Here is a 16,949-nt window from a genome sequence, read left to right on the forward strand (position 1 = left end):
AAAAGGTGTATACAATAATTGCGAATCGTTTGCAACAAGGGGGTATACACACATGAAACGCATTCTATCACTCGTTTTAGCAGTGATTTTACTAGCAGGTTGTACGGTGACAAATCCACCGGAAACGTATGAAACAACAGAGACAATAAGAAATCCTGAGAAGAAACTCGTCGTCGTATCGAGTCTCTTTCCTCAATATGACTTTGTTCGCATCATCGGAGGAGATAAGGTAGAAAGTAAGCTCTTACTTCCTCCTGGTGTAGAGGCACACTCTTTTGAACCGACACCAAAGGACATTGAACTACTAAGTAAAGCAGACCTCTTCTTCTATACCGGAGAGAACATGGAACCTTGGGTTCATAAGCTCGTGAAGGAAAATGTCAAAGGCGTTGTCGCTGTAGACCTTTCTCAAGGTATCGAGATGATCGAAGGTCATCACCATGAAGAAGAAGGTCACGAGACAGAAACTGGAGAATCACACGAAGGAGAAGAGCATCATGAAGAAGGCGAACTCGATCCACATATCTGGACCGATCCCGTCAATGCCAAAGACATGGCACTTCATGTACTTCACTCACTTTCTGTAACATCTCCTGCTCACAAGGAATACTTTCAAAAGAACGCAGATGCTTTAATTAAAGAACTCGAAGGTCTCGATAAGAGCCTTTCAGAACTTGTTAAAGGAACCGATACACCGAGCGTCATCTTCGGTGGTCACCAAGTCTTTGGTTATCTCTCAAAGCGCTATGGTATCCAGTTTATCACCGCTTACGAAGGCCTCTCTCCTGATCAAGAGCCTTCAAGTAGAGCCATGGCAGAACTCGTAGACGTCATGAAGGCGAGAACGAAAAAGGTGATCTACTATGAAGAGATCATTGAACCGAAAATCGCAAAGCTCATCAGTAATGAAACGGGAGCAGAGCTCGTTCTTCTTCATGGTCTTCATAATGTAACGAAAGAAGACCTCGAAAAGGGAGTCGGATACGTCGACCTTATGAAGCAAAACATTGAAAACTTGAAAAAAGGAATGGAATGAATCTCTTTGAGGTAAAAAACTTAAGCTTAAGCTACGGCAAATCAAACGTCTTACAAGACGTTTCTTTTGCGTTAAAAGAAGGAAGTTTCTTAGCGGTCGTTGGCCCCAATGGATCCGGTAAGACGACCTTAATGAAAGCACTTTTAGGGCTCGTTAACGATTACGAGGGAACGATTACTCGATTCATCGAAAGGGAGGACATTGGTTACCTCCCTCAGCTTCTTTCTAGAAAAGAGAAGACGTTTCCGGCTTCTGTAGAGGAAGTCGTGTCGATGGGACTCTTATCGAGAAAGAAGCCACCGAAGCTTCTTACGAAAGAAGATAAGGAAAAGATTCACGCGATTCTTTCGGAGCTCGAGATGGACCGTTTAAAGGCGAGACGGATCGGAAACTTGAGCGGTGGAGAGCTTCAACGAGTTCACCTGGCGAGGTCATTGGTAAACGACCCGAAGCTTTTAATCTTGGATGAACCGACGAGTGCACTGGATCCGCAGATTCGAGAAAGCTTTTATGAGCTACTTACAAAGCTCAGTAAGAGAATGACGATAGTCCTTGTAACGCATGATATTTCAAGCGCTGGTCGCTATAGCTCGGAACTCATGTTACTCGACCATACGCTTCGATTCTTCGGCGATTATGAAGACTTCTGCCATAGTGAAGAGATGAGTCACTACTTTGGTGCAGCACAGCATCAAATTTGTTGGAGGCACCATGATTGAGTTATTAAAATATCCCTTCATGATAAAAGCCTTAGTCGTAGGTAGTGTCGTAGGGGTAAGTTCTGCTCTCTTAGGTGTCTTTTTAGTCCTAAGAAAGCAGTCGATGATCGGCGATGGCCTTGCACACGTCTCTTTTGCGGCTGTCGCGTTAAGCCTTTTACTTATAGGAGAACCTTTAATCCTCACGCTACCGCTCGTGATTCTTGCATCTCTCGTCATTCAACGATTAAGTGCTAAGCACGTCAATAGCGATGCAGCCATCGGACTCGTATCTAACTTTTCGATCGCACTCGGTGTGATTCTTTCGAGTCTCAATAAAGGCTTTGGCGTCGATCTCTTTAGCTACCTCTTTGGTTCTATCTTAGTCATTGCCAATGAAGAGGTGGTGCTTTCTGTCGCCCTTGGCCTTGTGACGGTCTTTACCGTATGGATCTTTTATAAGGATCTCTTTGCGATCACTTACGACGAAGAGTTCTGTATTGCAAGTGGAATGAAGACGGAAAGACTGACGTACCTTTTAAGTGTTTTAACGGGTGTCACCGTAGTCCTCGGTATTCGCATCGTAGGAACGATGCTTATTAGTGCCATGATCGTTTTCCCTGCATCGAGTGCACTTAACTTTTCAAAGAGCTTTAAAGGACTTCTCGTGTATTCCGCGCTCATAAACGTCTTGAGTGTCCTCATCGGTGTCGTGGGAAGTTTTTACTTCAATCTTCCAACCGGTGCAAGCATCGTCGTTGTTGAAGCCGTCTTCTTTGTCTTTAGCTCGCTCTTAGGAGGAAAGGGCAATGATTAAGAAATACTGGGAGATCATGCTTTCAGTGCTCATTCTAATCATATGTATCGTGCTACCTAAGGACGTTTCAGGATCTTTAGTAGAGATCATGTCTTCTAAACTCTTAAAAGCTTTGCCCTTTCTTTTACTGGGAAGTGTCTATTACGCCATTACCCGTCTTTTGGGAGTAGAGGCGAATCCTGTAAGTCGCGTGTTAAACCCCATTTCGCTCTACGTGATGCACTTTGTCTTTAAAGATGTGAAGATGCTTCTCGCTCGAATCGCCATAGCGGTCGTATCCATTCTTTTGGCATCATTTATCCTGAAAGAGAAAAAGGTGAGGGAAGAAAGAGAAGCCTTTACCTATGACAACTTTATGAGTCGCACCATGGATGCTTTTTTAACGTTCAGTAAGTGTGCCATCTTTGCGTCCTTTTTCATCTCGCTTTTTCACACCTACTTTCCTTTTTCTACCTTAAGACTCATTGGAAAGAATCCGTTTCTTTCGATTCTCTTTATGGTTCTCGTGGTCCTACTTCTTCGAGTACCCTCTGTAGCAAGTTCTTTTTATCTAGAGGGCTTTCTCTTTAGTTTTGAAACGAGCACCTTCATTGCAGGCCTCATTGCGGCTGATCTCTCAGTCGTTGATTCTAGTAATAAGAAGAAAATGGCTACGGTACTTCTTGTTAGCATCCTTCTAAACCTCGTCTTTTCACTAGGAGGCTTCCTATGAAGCACGTGATGGAAAAGGCCTACCTCATCTTCTTTGCTCTCTTTTACCTCTCGCTCAATCGAATTCTTGAAAGCTCGAAGATCCACGACCTCGTTGGCTATGAGTCATTTCCTTTCATTAGTTTAGGGGCGGCTCTTGTTCTAGTCTTTTTCTTTAGCGTTCTCTTTCTCATTACGCATCGAAAGAAAGAGCTAAAGAAGGATGCTTCGATCATGGTGCTCTTTCTTCCTATTCTCTTAGGAATTCTCTTTATGCCAGAGACCCGTGTCGTTGAAGAAGGAAAGATCGAGGTCGAGGTGACACATACGGAGTTCGGTGAAACGGGAGCGTTACTAGAAAGAAGCGATGCAGAGCTCTTTCAGACGGTAGCTAACCAGGCCTATGAGAATTTTACGAACGTCTCAGGAAAGCGCTTCACTTTATTAGGCTTTACGAGTCAGGATGAACGTTATAAGGGAAATCAATTCTTTTTGTCGAGACCTCTTATTAGAGAAGGAGCTGAGGAAGAAGTGAACGTCGGATTTCCTTGTGAGGTTCAAGGGGCTTCGTTTGACAAAGTCGGTAAGTGGGTAGAAGTCACGGGGACTTTTGTACGAAGAAAGAACGGGGGAGAAGTGTTTCCCCTCTTTATAGTAGAAAGCATTCGCGAGGTGGAAGCTCCAGAAAGCATCTACCTGTATCCATAGGAGGAAGAATGAATATTCTAGATACCTTAGGACCTATTATGATCGGTCCTAGTAGTTCGCACACGGCAGGCGCTTGTAAGCTAGCGAACGTGGCAAGACGCATCATTGAAGACCCTTTTCATGAGGTTGTCTTTTACCTTCACGGGTCATTTAAAGACACCTACTTTGGCCACGGTACCGACCGTGCACTCGTTGCTGGTGTTTTAGGAATGGCTCCAGATGACGAAAGACTCATCGATTCCTTTGAGATTGCAAAAGAACAGGGAATTAACTTTCGTTTTGAAGAAGCTGATCTCGGTTACGTTCACCCTAACACCGTAAAGATGGTCTTTACCTTAGACGATGGTGTCGTAAAGAGTATTACAGGTTCCTCTGTAGGCGGTGGAGCGATCGAGATCACAGACTTAAATGGCGTTCCCGTCAGTGTTTCAGGAAGTCGTCCAACTATTATTGTAAAGTATACCGATAAGCGTGGTGTCATCCACAGGGTGAGTGAAATTCTTCTGAGTCAATCGATCAACATCGCTTCGATGAAGGTTACAAGAGATGACACGATTTCTACCATGATCGTAGAGATGGATGCCAAGATCTCTGAAGAGAGCTACGAAAAGATAAGAAATCAAGAGGGTGTCAAGCTCCTTGCAAATATTGGGGGTGTCGAATGATTTTCCACAACGGACAGGAGCTCTTAGAGCTTACGGAGAAAAATGGTGTACGAATTTCTGATATCGCAATAAAACAAGCTATGAAAGATAACGATGCCTCTGAAGAGGCCGTTCGTGCGCTCCTTCAACAGACGATCGATGTCATGATGCATTCGGCTGAAAAAGGAACAGAAGAAGAAATTCACTCGATTAGCGGAATGAGTGGTGGTTATGCGAAAAAAGCCATGGACTACGCTAAAGAGAAGGAACCGCTCATGGGTAAGACCATGATGCGAACGGTTGCTGCAGCCTTAAGTACATCGGAGGTAAATGCCGGCATGGGAAGAATCTGTGCAGCACCTACGGCAGGTAGTAGTGGGATCTTACCATCAGCCCTCCATTACCTTAAAGTAGAAAAGAACGCAACCGATAAAGAACTCGTCGATGCTCTCCTTACAGCTTCTGCTGTAGGTCTTCTCGTAGAAGTCAATGCGACGGTGAGCGGTGCAGAAGGCGGTTGTCAAGCAGAGTGCGGAACGGCCGCTGCGATGGCTGCTGCAGCACTCGTCGAATTTCAAGGAGGAACGCCTCGAGAAGCACTCGATGCAGCGGGATTCTCCTTTATGAACATCATGGGTCTCGTGTGTGACCCTATCGGAGGCTTTGTTGAGTTCCCTTGTTCCATACGGAATGCATCGGGCGTCATGAATGCCATCGTAAGTGCCGATCTCGCTCTTTCAGGCTGTGTGAGTCTCATTCCTTTTGATGAAGTCGTAGACAGCATGTTCCGAGTAGGAAGAGCCTTACCTGAAGCACTCCGTGAAACGGGTAAAGGTGGTGTAGCGATAACGCCTACTGGAATAAAACTAAGAAATCAATACTTGAAAAAAGATCGATAAAAAAGCGGACCCTCGGGTCCGCTTTGGTTTTAGACATATTGTCCGGGATCACTACCTAAATCCCTTCTTTTGACACTCCTCACAGAGTCCGAAAATCTCCAGTCTGTGTTCTTGAAGAAGATAATGGTGCTCTTTTGCGATTTCACTGAGATCATCGATTGGGCAGTAATCTAAGTGAACGACCTTATTACATCCGGTACAAATCAGGTGATGATGATGATCTTCAGAGCACTTCAACCGATAGTGGCTGACGCGGTCAATGATCTCGCGTTCAGCAATCCCCGCTTCCACAAAAAGCTCGAGATTACGATAGAGTGTCGAGAGATCCATCTCATCCGGGCACCTTCTAAATAGTTCCTCCGCACTACTCAATTTCTCCTTCGATTGTTGGAGTGCGTGTAATACCGTTTGTCTTTGCTTCGTGGTCCTGAGACCATGCTTTTTGAGTGTGTCTTTCAATGTCTGACTCGCTTCAGAAGTAGTTGTTACAAGATAAGGCTTGTGTCCTTTCCTCTAAAAAGAGGCTAAAATGATCTGAAAAGAGTCTCTACTATTCCCGTAAGACCCTTCCCATACTGTTTAGGGTCTACGGGATGCCAATGTTCTTCGTACATTGGAATCACCTCCCTTTGATATTGTATTACTATAATACCACAAATTGAGGTCCCTAAACACTATTTATCTAAATATTTTAAGATTTTCTCTAAATCTTCGCTTAAAACTGCGTTAGGATTGAAGCATTCGGTCAAATAATTCTTTACTATCAGCGACTTTACTTTAGCTAGGGAACTTGAAAGAGCTTGGACCTGGATGAGAATTTCATCACAGGCCCTTTCTCCTTCAATCATATCAATGACGCCTTGTAAGTGACCGGAAATGATTCGAAGTCTTTTGACAATATCCTTTTTTGCGTCTGTCATTAGATGAAGAGGTTTGTATCTGCATCTTCTGCAGAACCGAGATACGTTGCGACGCCGCCTAGCTCGACTCCGTCAATGAGTTCTTCCTTCGTGATGCCCATTAAATCCATGCTCATGTTACATGCGATCATGCGAACGCCGTTGTCTAGAGCTTGTTTAAGGAGCACTTCAACTTGATCGACGTTGTTCTTTTTCATGATGCCACGGATCATCTTAGCACCTAATCCGCCGAAGTTCATGCGAGAGAGGCCGAGTTTTTTCGTTCCTCTTGGCATCATCATACCGAAGATCTTTTCTACAGGTTCCTTCTTCACATGGACGGGTTCGTTTCTTCTAAGGATATTGAGTCCCCAGAAGGTGAAGAACATCGTAACTTCACGGCCCATGCTTCGAGCGCCGTTTGCGATGATGAGGCTAGCGATGGCTTTATCTAGGTCACCACTAAAGACGACCATGGTCTTACCGTGAGGAATTTCTCCTGAAACGGCCTTTGGAGCGACGGCTGCACCCTTTTGTACGAGGGCTGTAATCTTCTTTCCTTCATCAGAAATCTGAAGGAGTGTATTTCCTGTCTTTTGTGCCCAGACAGGGAGGTCCTTAAAAAATCCTGGATCGGTTGCATGAACTTCTAGAAGATCTCCTTCCTGAAGTTCTTCCATCTTCTTAGAAACCTGCATGATAGGGCCGGGGCAACTGAGTCCACCGACGTTTAATTCATGTCTTTCACCAGGAGTGCGGATGATGCCTTCACTGTGACCAGCGTCGGAGAAGTTTACGTCCCCTAAGCCACAAGTTCCTGCACCGCTCTCACAGAAGTTTTGAGCGTAAAGGGAGTATCCACCGGAGAGGTTTCGTACGTCGTAGCCGTGTTGCATGAGAATGCGAGCTGCGATGTAACCGCGAAGACCGATTTGGCAGTTTACGACGACGGTCTTGTCCTTTGGAATTTCATCCATGCGATCGCGAATCTCGTCAAGCGGGATGTTGATTGCATTTGGAATTTCTCCGAGTAGGAGTTCTTCTGGAGCACGAACATCGAGGAAAGTGGAATCTTTATAATCGTCGAGCTCTGTTACGAGGATTGGTTTTACATAGCCATCTAAGATGTTTTGGCCGACAAAGCCGAGCATGTTGATGGGGTCTTTGGCGCTTGAGAAGGGTGGAGCGTATGAGAGGTCTAGTTCAGCAAGATCTGTAACGGTTCCTCCCATGGTCATAGCTGTAGCAAAGACGTCGACGCGCTTATCGACACCGCTATAGCCTACACCTTGAATGCCTAAAAGCTTTCCTTTGGCATCAAAAATGCCTTTAAGTGTAATTGGCATGGCATTGGGATAATAACCAGCGTGGTCTTTTGAGATGATCTCTGCTACGTGGTAATCTTTACCGCGAACCTTACCCATGGCCATGAGTTGCTTTTCATTGAGTCCGCTCGTTGCAGCTGTGATATCGAATATCTTAGCGATACCTGTACCGAGTGCACCGCGGTATTTTCTCTTAAGTCCTGCTACGTTATCTGCAGCCAAGCGACCTTGCTTATTCGCAGGCGATGCAAGAGGAATCGTCACTCTCTGTCCACTTACGAGGTTTGTAATTTCTGTCGCATCACCTACAGCGTAGATGTCTTTGACATTCGTCTGCATGAAGTCATTCACGACTATGGCACCGCGTTGATTTAACTCGATTCCGCTATCTTTTAAGAAGGCCGTCTGTGGACGAACACCTAAGCTTACGAGAACGAGCTCTGCAGGAATTTCTTCACCAGAATCTAATTGAACGGCTTTTTCTGTAAAGGCCGTGACTTTTTTCGATAGATAGAGTTTTACACCGTTTCGTTCGAGTTCTTGCTCGACGATTGCTGCCATTTCTTTATCGAGAGGACCCATGACTTGGTCCATCATTTCTACGAGGCTAACTTGAATGCCACGTTCACGTAGGTTTTCTGCCATTTCGAGACCGATAAAACCACCGCCGCAGACGACAGCTTGCTTTGGTTTCTTATGGTCGATGAGGGCTTGAATTTGATCCATGTCGGGAACGGTCCAGAGGACGCGAACGTGATCTTGATCGATTCCTGGAATCGGTGGTTTCATAGGGGTGGATCCGACGGAGATGATGAGTTGGTCAAAGCGTTGAGTGTATTCTGCACCGTCTGATTTTCTAACTTGGAGTTCTTTTTTCTTCGTGTCTAGTTTGACGACCTCTTGGTTTACGCGAACATCCACTTGAAAGCGTGCTTTAAAGCTTTCTGGTGTCTGTAGGAGTAGGGCATCGCGGTTTCCGATGGCTCCTCCAATGTGATAAGGTAGTCCGCAGTTGGCGTACGAAATGTAGGGGCCTTTTTCAAGAATAATAATTTCTGACTCTTCATCGAGTCTACGAAGTCTAGCTGCAGCGCTTGCACCACCGGCAACGCCGCCAATAATAACGATGGTTTTCATGCGTTCTCCTTTCAGACCCCCCTATGGGGGGTAAAAACACTATATCACACTTTTACCCTGTTGTGCTAAAATAATGTAAGAAAGTGAGGAAGTATGAAGAAAAAGAGTATCGAACGTTTACAAAAGCTATCGGACGCCTTTGGTCCTAGCGGCTTTGAAGATGATGTAGCGAGTATTATTAAAGCGGAATTAAAAGATGATTTTGAAGTAGAAGAGGATAAATTTAGAAATCTGTATGTAAAAAAGAGTAGTGGAAAGAAGCTTCTCGTTCAGCTAGATGCACATACTGATGAAGTGGGATTCATGGTCCATAGCATTGATGACAATGGACTCATTAAGTTCATTCCCTTAGGAAGCTGGGTTGAGACGACCGTTCCAGGGGAACTTCTAGAAGTCAAAACGTATGAAGGAGAGCTCGTTCAAGGAGTAGTTGGATCCATCCCACCGCACTTCATGTCGGAAGAACAAAAGAAAAAGCCTCTAACGATCGATCTCATGCGACTCGATGTAGGGCTCAGTTCAAAAGAAGAAGTTCAGGCACTTGGCATTGAACCGGGTCTTCCGATCGTTCCTGTCACTCGCTTTTATGACAATGAGAATGTGCTCTACGGTAAGGCTTTCGACTGCCGAATCGGCTGTGCTGCTCAAGTGGATGTACTACAAGAGATTAAGGATATCGATTTAAATGTAGATGTCATCGGAACCTTTAGTACGCAAGAAGAAGTCGGTGGCCGTGGTATCGAAATGATCACAACAAAAGTCGCACCAGACCTTGCGATCATCTTTGAAGGAACGCCAGCAGACGATACGTTTGCCAAGGGAAGTGAGATGCAGACGGCCTTACGAAGTGGCCCTATGCTAAGGCATATTGACGTAAGGATGATTACGCATCCGAGATTCCAACGCTTTGCACTCGAAACAGCAAAGGAACTTGGAATCCCTGTGCAAGCGGCCGTTCGCACAGGCGGTGGAACGAATGGACACTTTGTCCATAAGGAGCACGGTGGCGTTCCAACCATAGTCGTTGGAATCCCAGTGCGCTATGCCCATACCCCTCGTGGTTTTTCTTCAAAGACCGACTATGATCATGCAGTGAAACTCGTCGTTGAGCTTTTAAAGAAAATGGACGAAAAAGTGTATGAAGCACTATAAAAGGAGCCTCTTCGGAGGCTCCTTTCTTATACGTGAAAACGATCATAACTTTCGTAGCAGTCGAGGCAAAGCTTTTGGTCTCCTGAAAGACGAATCCAGTGAACACCTGTCGATTCGCCACAATTTGCACACACATAGGAGTCAAAGATCTTCGCTTTCTTAGGTGGTATAAGCGTCGGTTCTTTCACCTCGAACATCTCTTTTGGTTCAAGACCTTGATAGTATGCGAAGGATTCTTCGCGAGTAAGACCTTCAGGCCTTGGCTTTAAGACGAGACGCACCTTCGATCCGTTCTTTCTATTGTAGAAGGAGAAGGCTTGTTTTCCGCATATGTGAAATAATAGGTTCCCCTTTCCGACACTACAACCTAACATCACTTGAATGGCATCGATTCCACAAGCGTCATTTTCTGCAATACAGACGAGCTCTTCGTCGGAAGAAAAGTCGATTCCTAAGAGTTCAATCGCTAAGAGACTCGCTTTATAGCCGATCGTAAGTCCTCCACATTCATGCCCATGAAAGGCGACACAGTCGTTCCAAGTTTTCATATTTCCTCCTCCACAAAGACCATTGGTTGGCCTTCGACTTCTGTAATTCGTGCGCGTACACCATAGACTTGCATTAAACTTTCTTCATCTAATACCCTTCGATCACCGACCCGGTACACTTTGCCATTTTTTAAAAGTAAGAATTGATCGGAAAAGCGTAGAGCGAGGTTTAGATCGTGAATGACGACGACGGCGATTAACTGATCACTTTTACAAAAGTCTCTCACCATTCGAAGTACCTGATATTGATTCTTAATATCTAGTGAACTCGTCGGTTCATCTAAAAGAAGCACCTTTGGTTCTTGAGCGAGAGCTCTTGCAAGCATGACCTTTTGGCGCTCACCACCAGAGAGCTCGTTTAAAAAGCGACCTCTTAGATCTTCGATTCCTAAGCGGTGCATGGCCTTATGAATGATCTCATGATCCTTTTCAGTGACACCCCAGGTCATGTAGGGTCTTCTACCGAGCATGACGACGTCATGAACGGTCATCTGCGTATTCGGTATAGTCTGAGAAACGAAGGCGATGCTTTTTGCCACGTCTTTTGTAGACTTTGTAAGGAGGTTCACTCCATCGAGTAGGACCTCACCTGAGTCAGGAGTTAAGATATGGTTAAAGCATTTTAGAAGGGTGCTTTTACCGGCTCCATTGTTTCCTAAGATAGCAAGACATTGTCCGGGATTTACTGAAAAGGATACGTCTTTAAGAAGCTTTGGATGACCTTTATAAGAGAAGCTCAAGTTTTTTATTTCGATCATTTCTTACCTCCTTTAAAGAGAAGGTAGAGGAAAAGCGGTCCGCCTAAGAAGGAGGTAATCGCACCGATCGGAAGAATCACGGGACTAATGATGGTGCGAGCAAAGAGGTCACCTAAGAGCAAAAGAGTAGCACCACAGAGAATGGAACCTGGGATCAGGTAGACGTGATTATTCCCTACGACCATTCGAACGAGATGGGGTGCGACGAGTCCGATGAAGCTTATGAGACCGACTTTTGATACGACGACGGCACTACATAAGGATGCAAAGAGCATGCCGACAAGAGTCAGTCTCTTGACGTTTATACCAAGACTTATGGCCGTTTCTTCGCCACTAAGGAGTGCATTGTAATCCCAGCGGTGATAGATGCAGTAGAGAGAAAGAAAGACTACAACGATAGCCATCTCTCCTAGGTCTTCCCAACCTGTACTTCCGAGATCTCCAAAGGTCCAAAAGACGAGCGTTGAAAGTTGCACTTCGTCGGCAAAGTACTGCATGAGTGTCGTAGCACCGGTGAGCATGGAGCTTATGGCAACGCCTGCTAAGATGATGCCCTCAGGAGTGATCGAACGAAACTTTGAGAGGCCTAAAATCACTAAAGCCACAGAGAGCGAGCCTAGAAAGGCAAAAAAAGGAATGCTAAAAGAGCCTCCTTGAGTGAAGCCTAGACCGACGATGGCAAAGGCTGCACCGAAGGTCGCACCTTGTGAGACACCGAGCGTCGAAGAAGAGGCCAAGGGGTTACGAAGAAGCGCTTGAAGGATACAGCCAGAAAGGCCTAGGCCGCTTCCTGTAAGAATGGCCGTGATGATTCTAGGTAAACGGTGACCTTGTACGACGAGGTTTATTTTACGATCAGAGGCTCTTCCAAAGATCCCTCGAAGAAGTTCTCCAATAGGCGTGTTGTAAGAACCTGCTCGCAGGCTAAAGAGGATCGCAAGGATTAAAAGGACAGCGAGAACGACGAGAAAGGCTACGCTCTTCCTTTGATTTTTCCTATAAAGTTCCTCGATTCCATTATTCGAAGAGGTTGATGGAACGGAATTCATAGCCAGACTCCTTCAAGACGGGGTAAGGGTTTGAGCCGAGTAGTTTTGTAAAAATTTCTTCCGTTTTCTTTATCGGATCGACATCCTTAAAGGCATCAGGATACATGATGGTTGCTGCATAGTAGCTATCCGCAAGGGCGGTTTCTAGGTTTGAAGCAGACGAGCGGAAGGAAATTTGTGAATAAACCTTTCCTTCTTTTACAGCCTTCAAAGACTCGTAGAAGCCTTTGTTCTTTTGAATGTCTTCTTTAATAAGATCCAGGCCGTTAAAATCGATAAAGATGAGATCGGGATCCCAGGATAGAACTTGTTCGAGATCGATGTTAAAGGCACCTTTTTTTCCGGTCGTGTCGGCTAAGTTTTTCGCTTGAATGAGAGCAAAGGGACCATATCCAGCTTCTGTGCCTTCAAAGCCGTGGTGACCTTTAAAGGAGACCCCTCCAACATAAACGGAAGGTTTCTTATCATCAGGAATGTCCTTTGTGCGGTCAGACAAATCTTTTTCAATACCCTTTAGATAGGTCGTAAGTTCCTCTGTGCGCTCTTTCTTATCTAAGAGCTCACCTAAGATTCGAAGTGTATCAAAAGCGCTCTGATCGAGTGCTGTATCACTTCCGGGAACGACAACGACGGGGATAGAGGTCTTCTTTTGAAGCTCATCCGCATCGATCGATGCAAATTTACTCATAACGATGACTTCAGGTGCAACCTCAATGATCTTTTCAATGAAGGGGTTACCATTCGTTCCAATGACTGGTAGCTTTTTAAAGGTGTCAAAGTGAACGTAGTTATAGAGGCGAGTCATTGTGGGTTTTACTTCATAATCTTCGACGCCCACGACGAGGTCGGCTCCACCCATATAGGTGGTGTAGCGAAGAGCGCCCACGCCAACGCAGACGATTGATGTGACCTTCTCGGGTACACTCACCTCACGACCAACGCCATCTGTAATTTCTCTCGTGTTTGAAGCAGTCGGGGTACTTGAGTTACAGCCGCCTAAGAGACCTAAAGTTAGGGCAAGGATAAGAATCCATGCAGCCGTTTTTTTCATGAGAAAGTCCTCCTTTTTATCTTTTTTAATTATATTATATAGTGGTTGATAAAAGGGGGCAAGGACAAGAAGTGAAGGGAAGAATTTATCCAAAATAGTCGTGAGAATAGACGTCAAATGGATGAAAGAAAAAAGAAACGTTGATTTTCCAACGTTTCTTTGATGTTTGGTGGAGAACAAGGGACTATACTACGAATCGCTACAGCCTTTGAAATGACTAGGTTTCAGCGTTTCTGTTGTCCTCATTGACCAGCAGTTTGACCAGCAAGGTAGGATGTGAAGCGGTTTACGGTCTCTAGCTTTTTTCTAGCCGAAACGTGATTATAAATGTTCATCGTGGTTTTGATATCAGAGTGACCAAGTCGTGCTTGCACCTCAGGGAGTGTAGCACCTGCTTCGAAAAGCACGCTACAGTGTGTATGACGAAAGCCGTGGGCAGTGATCCGCTTGAATCCTGTCTTTTTAAAGAAGCGTTCTAGTGCATTTACTGGGGCTTGGAGTGCAGGGACAGCGTTGACTCTTTCACACGGAGCTTATAAAGCCCCATCCATACCTCATAGACCTCAGCGAAGGTCATCCGCTTACTCTTACCGACCTCATCCTCCGCAGCGATCAGGCGGAGGTAAGCGATCTCCGCGTCTTTTTTTGTTTTAAAGCCACGTCGTGCCGTGTGCTTTCTTTTTCCTGTTCGTGGATCCGTTGGAAGCGAGATCTTAAACATATAGTACGTTTTACCATCAGCTTTTTTATAGGACGTAATGACCATGGGTTACCTCCTTGTCTGTAGGATTCTTTCGTGCACTTACAACTACAGCCCCAGCTTCTTCACAAGAGCCTCTTGGAGAGTTTGGGAGAAGTTGATGTTTTGCTTTTCGGCTTTTTCAGCAATCCATGCTGGGATTGTGGTATTCTTTTTTACTGACAGAGAGCGTTTTGCTGGGTCAATTGAAACGAGAATATAATGCGTCTCAGCGTCTGGCTTCGATGGTATATTGGCTGACTCTAAAGGTAGTTCTTCGCCTTCAAGCAAGCTTAATTCTATCCAACCTGTCGCTGCATCAACAGCCATGATAAAAGCATCTTTTAAATTGTCTCCTTGTGTGATGCAACCGTTCAAATCTGGAAATTCAACTGTGTAGCTTCTATCTTCATTTTGAAAGAAATAAGCAGGATATAATCTATACATAAAAAATCCTTTCTGCAGGGCTTTATTTCAGCCCCGCTTGTTTTAAGATTGAGTTTAGAGTATTAATGTTTAGTTCTTTGTGCTGTGGTACTGTTAATTTACCTTTGATGATTGGATGTTTGAAATATTTGTGAGACCCTCTTCAACCTACATACTTTTCTTGATTTCTAGAGTCTCTCTATACTGTGACGCTTCAGGAATTTTTACGAAATCTACGAGCTTGTCATGATTTTCTTTGACAACTGCTTCAATTTCTTCAATGGAGACGTTAAAAAACTCACGTCGAGTGTTTACCATGTTTACTTTTTTCTTTTCAAAAGCTCGATGTAGTGCATTTTCAAGCTTTGGAGCATCGTCTGAAAAGATCAAAGCGTGCACGTCGAACTCGAACGGAACCGATGCATCACCGAGTTCTCTTACTCTATCCATCGGCTCAAGGCGTCGTGTCATACCGATCTTATAGACATTCTCTCCAAAAGAACCGATATTCGAGATGACGTACACGAAACCAGCCCTCGTATTTGCTTCACGATTAAAGACGTTTTCTTTGTCTTTTTCTAGCAGTGCTAGCTTTTCTTCTAGCTCTTTAATCTTTTCAATGTAGAGGTTTTTCTCAACTTCGTTATCTGTTTTACTCATGTATTGCATGAGCTTGTTTTGCTCGTTTCTGAATTGTGCCTCTTCTTTGGCGATTTTAATCTTTTCAAGTTCTATTTCTCGTCTCACTTTTTCTTCTTCGATCATTTGTTCCCTGATCGCTCTTTGAATTTCTCGCTCTTCCTCGATCTTCTTATTGTACTGGTGAAGGAGATTGAGTTCTTCTAGCCTAAGGTCTAGATAGTCGTGTGTGATCTCGATATTATCCCCCTGAAAGACCTTATTTGTCGTTTCAAAGGCTCTTGTGATCTTTCCTCTCGTTGTGTCCACATTAGTGGCGGAGAGCTTCATCAGTGCGATGTCGACATCTGTATTGAAATTCTTTAGAATTTGCCGATTTAATATGTTCATTCTAGACTTATTCCCACTAAAATGAACCCGTGTCGCTTTTCCTTCTTTTATAAGATCCTTACTCTTTAAGGTTAGCATTGCCAGTTCATTTTTGATCTGAGCGGAGCTGATGTCTGAGTAATCTCTCGTATCGACGTATTTTACGGTCAGCTCCTCGTCGTATGACTGAATGCGTTGGATCAGCGAGTTCATCTCTTCTTCTTTGGCTTTCAACTCGCTTTCTTTCGTTGATATTAAAGCGTTAATTTCATTCTGAACTCTAGTCTTTTGTTCCTCTAACGCCTTGAGCTCATTGCTCGCTCTATGTAGCTTTTTAGTCTTAATGACAGGGATAAGGCAAAGAATACCAAGGATCGAAGCAACAAATCCCACCCCATAAGATTTACTGAAAAACTCCGAAAAACCTACTAATAGTAGGATTGCACCGATACCAGCCAGTATGTAGGCTAAAATTAATTTTAATTTTGAACTCACTTTTTCCTCCTTAAAAGCTTCTTCGAAGCTCTATTACTTTACCTAAAATTTTTATTGGCAATTCCTCGACTTCATCCCATGTGAACGACATGGGGTCATAGGACGGGTTTAAAGGCTGTATAATTAACGAAGTCTCATTGTAGATGATCTTCTTGCACGTGGCTTCATAGCCGTTGATGTAAATAACACCCACACTGCCAGATTCCACTTCGCTTTGAACTCTTACAATGACGATATCACCGTCGAGGATCTTTGGCGCCATGCTATCACCCTTGATTTTCAAAGCAATGTGTTGACCTTTTTTAGAGACAGCCTCATCAATATCAACATAGCCGATGATATCCTTGATGGCTTCAAGTGGTACACCAGCTCGCACCGAACCTAAAATGGGTATTCTACTCACTTCCTTCCGATTCTCCACGTTGGCATTTTCCATTCCCATAATTTCAAGCGGTGATATTTTCAGTGCTTTCGCTAAAGATGCGATTTTACTCCTTCTCATATTAGCAATCTCACCGCTTTCCCACCTCGATATAGTAGCTTCACTGACACCCACTTTATCCGCCAGTTCTTTCATTGTTAGCCCTAACATTTGCCTATTTTTACGAATAACGTCTTTCATTTTTTTCACCTCCAATCCCTTCCTTTATATAGTATTATGACACTTGCATAAAAGCAATACATAGAATGAATGTTTTAGAAAAACTTGCATAAAAGTATTGACTTTGTTTTTTTATAGCGTATGATGTACTTACGGAAACGCAAGAAAGGAGACATTACCAAGTTCTAGTGATTTAATGACAGCATCTAAAAGGGGACAAAAATATGGATTGATAACTTGTCACAATGGTGATGTGTTCATGTATGAAG

Annotated in this window: 19 protein-coding genes and 2 pseudogenes; 8 read left to right on the forward strand and 13 right to left on the reverse strand. The window is 44.3% G+C overall.

Features of this window, described 5'->3' with window-relative positions:
* Nucleotides 1-52: 52 nt before the first annotated feature.
* From ACUB3H_RS06515 to sdaAA, 7 genes are read left to right on the forward strand one after another with little or no spacing between them, the layout of a single operon-like run.
* Complete coding sequence (locus ACUB3H_RS06515) at nt 53-1,036, forward strand: metal ABC transporter substrate-binding protein (protein WP_459129873.1); 984 nt, start codon at nt 53-55, stop codon at nt 1,034-1,036.
* Nucleotides 1,033-1,755 carry a metal ABC transporter ATP-binding protein gene (locus ACUB3H_RS06520; RefSeq protein ID WP_459129874.1) on the forward strand — a complete coding sequence of 241 codons (723 nt, stop codon included), beginning with the start codon at nt 1,033-1,035 and terminating at the stop codon, nt 1,753-1,755. Before ACUB3H_RS06515 ends, ACUB3H_RS06520 begins: the two co-directional genes overlap by 4 nt.
* Nucleotides 1,748-2,551, forward strand: a complete 804-nt coding sequence (locus ACUB3H_RS06525) for a metal ABC transporter permease (protein ID WP_459129875.1) — start codon at nt 1,748-1,750, stop codon at nt 2,549-2,551. The genes ACUB3H_RS06520 and ACUB3H_RS06525 overlap by 8 nt, the downstream gene beginning before the upstream one ends.
* On the forward strand, nt 2,544-3,263 hold the full coding sequence (locus tag ACUB3H_RS06530) for a hypothetical protein (RefSeq protein WP_459129876.1): 720 nt from the start codon (nt 2,544-2,546) through the stop codon (nt 3,261-3,263). The genes ACUB3H_RS06525 and ACUB3H_RS06530 overlap by 8 nt, the downstream gene beginning before the upstream one ends.
* Nucleotides 3,260-3,949 (forward strand): TIGR03943 family putative permease subunit, encoded by a 690-nt coding sequence (locus ACUB3H_RS06535; RefSeq protein ID WP_459129877.1) that lies wholly within the window; start codon nt 3,260-3,262, stop codon nt 3,947-3,949. The genes ACUB3H_RS06530 and ACUB3H_RS06535 overlap by 4 nt, the downstream gene beginning before the upstream one ends.
* 8 nt (nt 3,950-3,957) lie before the next feature.
* Nucleotides 3,958-4,614 carry an L-serine ammonia-lyase, iron-sulfur-dependent subunit beta gene (sdaAB, locus tag ACUB3H_RS06540; protein ID WP_459129878.1) on the forward strand — a complete coding sequence of 219 codons (657 nt, stop codon included), beginning with the start codon at nt 3,958-3,960 and terminating at the stop codon, nt 4,612-4,614.
* Nucleotides 4,611-5,492 (forward strand): L-serine ammonia-lyase, iron-sulfur-dependent, subunit alpha, encoded by an 882-nt coding sequence (sdaAA, locus tag ACUB3H_RS06545; RefSeq protein ID WP_459129879.1) that lies wholly within the window; start codon nt 4,611-4,613, stop codon nt 5,490-5,492. The genes sdaAB and sdaAA overlap by 4 nt, the downstream gene beginning before the upstream one ends.
* Nucleotides 5,493-5,543: 51 nt before the next feature.
* Here the strand turns inward: sdaAA and ACUB3H_RS06550 are convergent, their stop codons facing one another.
* From ACUB3H_RS06550 to ACUB3H_RS06560, 3 genes are all read right to left on the reverse strand, one after another.
* On the reverse strand, nt 5,544-5,951 hold the full coding sequence (locus ACUB3H_RS06550) for a Fur family transcriptional regulator (RefSeq protein ID WP_459129880.1): 408 nt from the start codon (nt 5,949-5,951) through the stop codon (nt 5,544-5,546).
* Nucleotides 5,952-6,166: 215 nt separating this feature from the next.
* The gene (locus ACUB3H_RS06555; protein ID WP_459129881.1) at nt 6,167-6,412 is read right to left on the reverse strand and encodes a metal-sensitive transcriptional regulator; all 246 of its coding nucleotides are present in this window, start codon (nt 6,410-6,412) and stop codon (nt 6,167-6,169) included.
* Entirely contained in the window at nt 6,412-8,853 is a 2,442-nt protein-coding gene (locus ACUB3H_RS06560) for an FAD-dependent oxidoreductase (protein WP_459129882.1), read from the reverse strand. The genes ACUB3H_RS06555 and ACUB3H_RS06560 overlap by 1 nt, the downstream gene beginning before the upstream one ends.
* Nucleotides 8,854-8,946: 93 nt before the next feature.
* Between ACUB3H_RS06560 and ACUB3H_RS06565 the strand changes: the two genes are divergently transcribed.
* On the forward strand, nt 8,947-10,005 hold the full coding sequence (locus tag ACUB3H_RS06565) for a M42 family metallopeptidase (RefSeq protein ID WP_459129883.1): 1,059 nt from the start codon (nt 8,947-8,949) through the stop codon (nt 10,003-10,005).
* A 26-nt stretch (nt 10,006-10,031) separates the two neighbouring features.
* Here the strand turns inward: ACUB3H_RS06565 and ACUB3H_RS06570 are convergent, their stop codons facing one another.
* From ACUB3H_RS06570 to ACUB3H_RS06615, 10 genes and pseudogenes are all read right to left on the reverse strand, one after another.
* The gene (locus ACUB3H_RS06570) at nt 10,032-10,553 is read right to left on the reverse strand and encodes an FmdE family protein (protein WP_459129884.1); all 522 of its coding nucleotides are present in this window, start codon (nt 10,551-10,553) and stop codon (nt 10,032-10,034) included.
* Complete coding sequence (locus ACUB3H_RS06575) at nt 10,550-11,311, reverse strand: ABC transporter ATP-binding protein (protein WP_459129885.1); 762 nt, start codon at nt 11,309-11,311, stop codon at nt 10,550-10,552. The genes ACUB3H_RS06570 and ACUB3H_RS06575 overlap by 4 nt, the downstream gene beginning before the upstream one ends.
* Nucleotides 11,308-12,360: a FecCD family ABC transporter permease gene (locus ACUB3H_RS06580; RefSeq protein ID WP_459129886.1), complete on the reverse strand. Its 1,053-nt coding sequence runs from the start codon at nt 12,358-12,360 to the stop codon at nt 11,308-11,310. Before ACUB3H_RS06580 ends, ACUB3H_RS06575 begins: the two co-directional genes overlap by 4 nt.
* Nucleotides 12,329-13,411 (reverse strand): iron ABC transporter substrate-binding protein, encoded by a 1,083-nt coding sequence (locus ACUB3H_RS06585; protein ID WP_459129887.1) that lies wholly within the window; start codon nt 13,409-13,411, stop codon nt 12,329-12,331. The genes ACUB3H_RS06580 and ACUB3H_RS06585 overlap by 32 nt, the downstream gene beginning before the upstream one ends.
* Before the next feature lie 242 nt (nt 13,412-13,653).
* Nucleotides 13,654-13,884, reverse strand: a pseudogene (locus tag ACUB3H_RS06590) (tyrosine-type recombinase/integrase); the annotation flags it as partial.
* 11 nt (nt 13,885-13,895) lie between these two features.
* Nucleotides 13,896-14,177 carry an Arm DNA-binding domain-containing protein gene (locus tag ACUB3H_RS06595; RefSeq protein ID WP_459129888.1) on the reverse strand — a complete coding sequence of 94 codons (282 nt, stop codon included), beginning with the start codon at nt 14,175-14,177 and terminating at the stop codon, nt 13,896-13,898.
* A gap of 42 nt (nt 14,178-14,219) precedes the next feature.
* A complete protein-coding gene (locus ACUB3H_RS06600) occupies nt 14,220-14,597 on the reverse strand; it encodes a type II toxin-antitoxin system HicB family antitoxin (protein WP_459129889.1) in 378 nt (125 codons plus the stop codon).
* Nucleotides 14,598-14,619: 22 nt separating this feature from the next.
* Nucleotides 14,620-14,727, reverse strand: a pseudogene (locus ACUB3H_RS06605) (type II toxin-antitoxin system HicA family toxin); the annotation flags it as partial.
* Nucleotides 14,728-14,744: 17 nt separating this feature from the next.
* Nucleotides 14,745-16,079, reverse strand: coding sequence for an SNIPE associated domain-containing protein (locus ACUB3H_RS06610; RefSeq protein WP_459129890.1), 1,335 nt, complete (start codon nt 16,077-16,079; stop codon nt 14,745-14,747).
* Nucleotides 16,080-16,089: 10 nt separating this feature from the next.
* Nucleotides 16,090-16,701: a LexA family protein gene (locus ACUB3H_RS06615; protein ID WP_459129891.1), complete on the reverse strand. Its 612-nt coding sequence runs from the start codon at nt 16,699-16,701 to the stop codon at nt 16,090-16,092.
* Nucleotides 16,702-16,949 lie beyond the last annotated feature (248 nt).

The organism is Guggenheimella bovis (genome assembly GCF_054492335.1).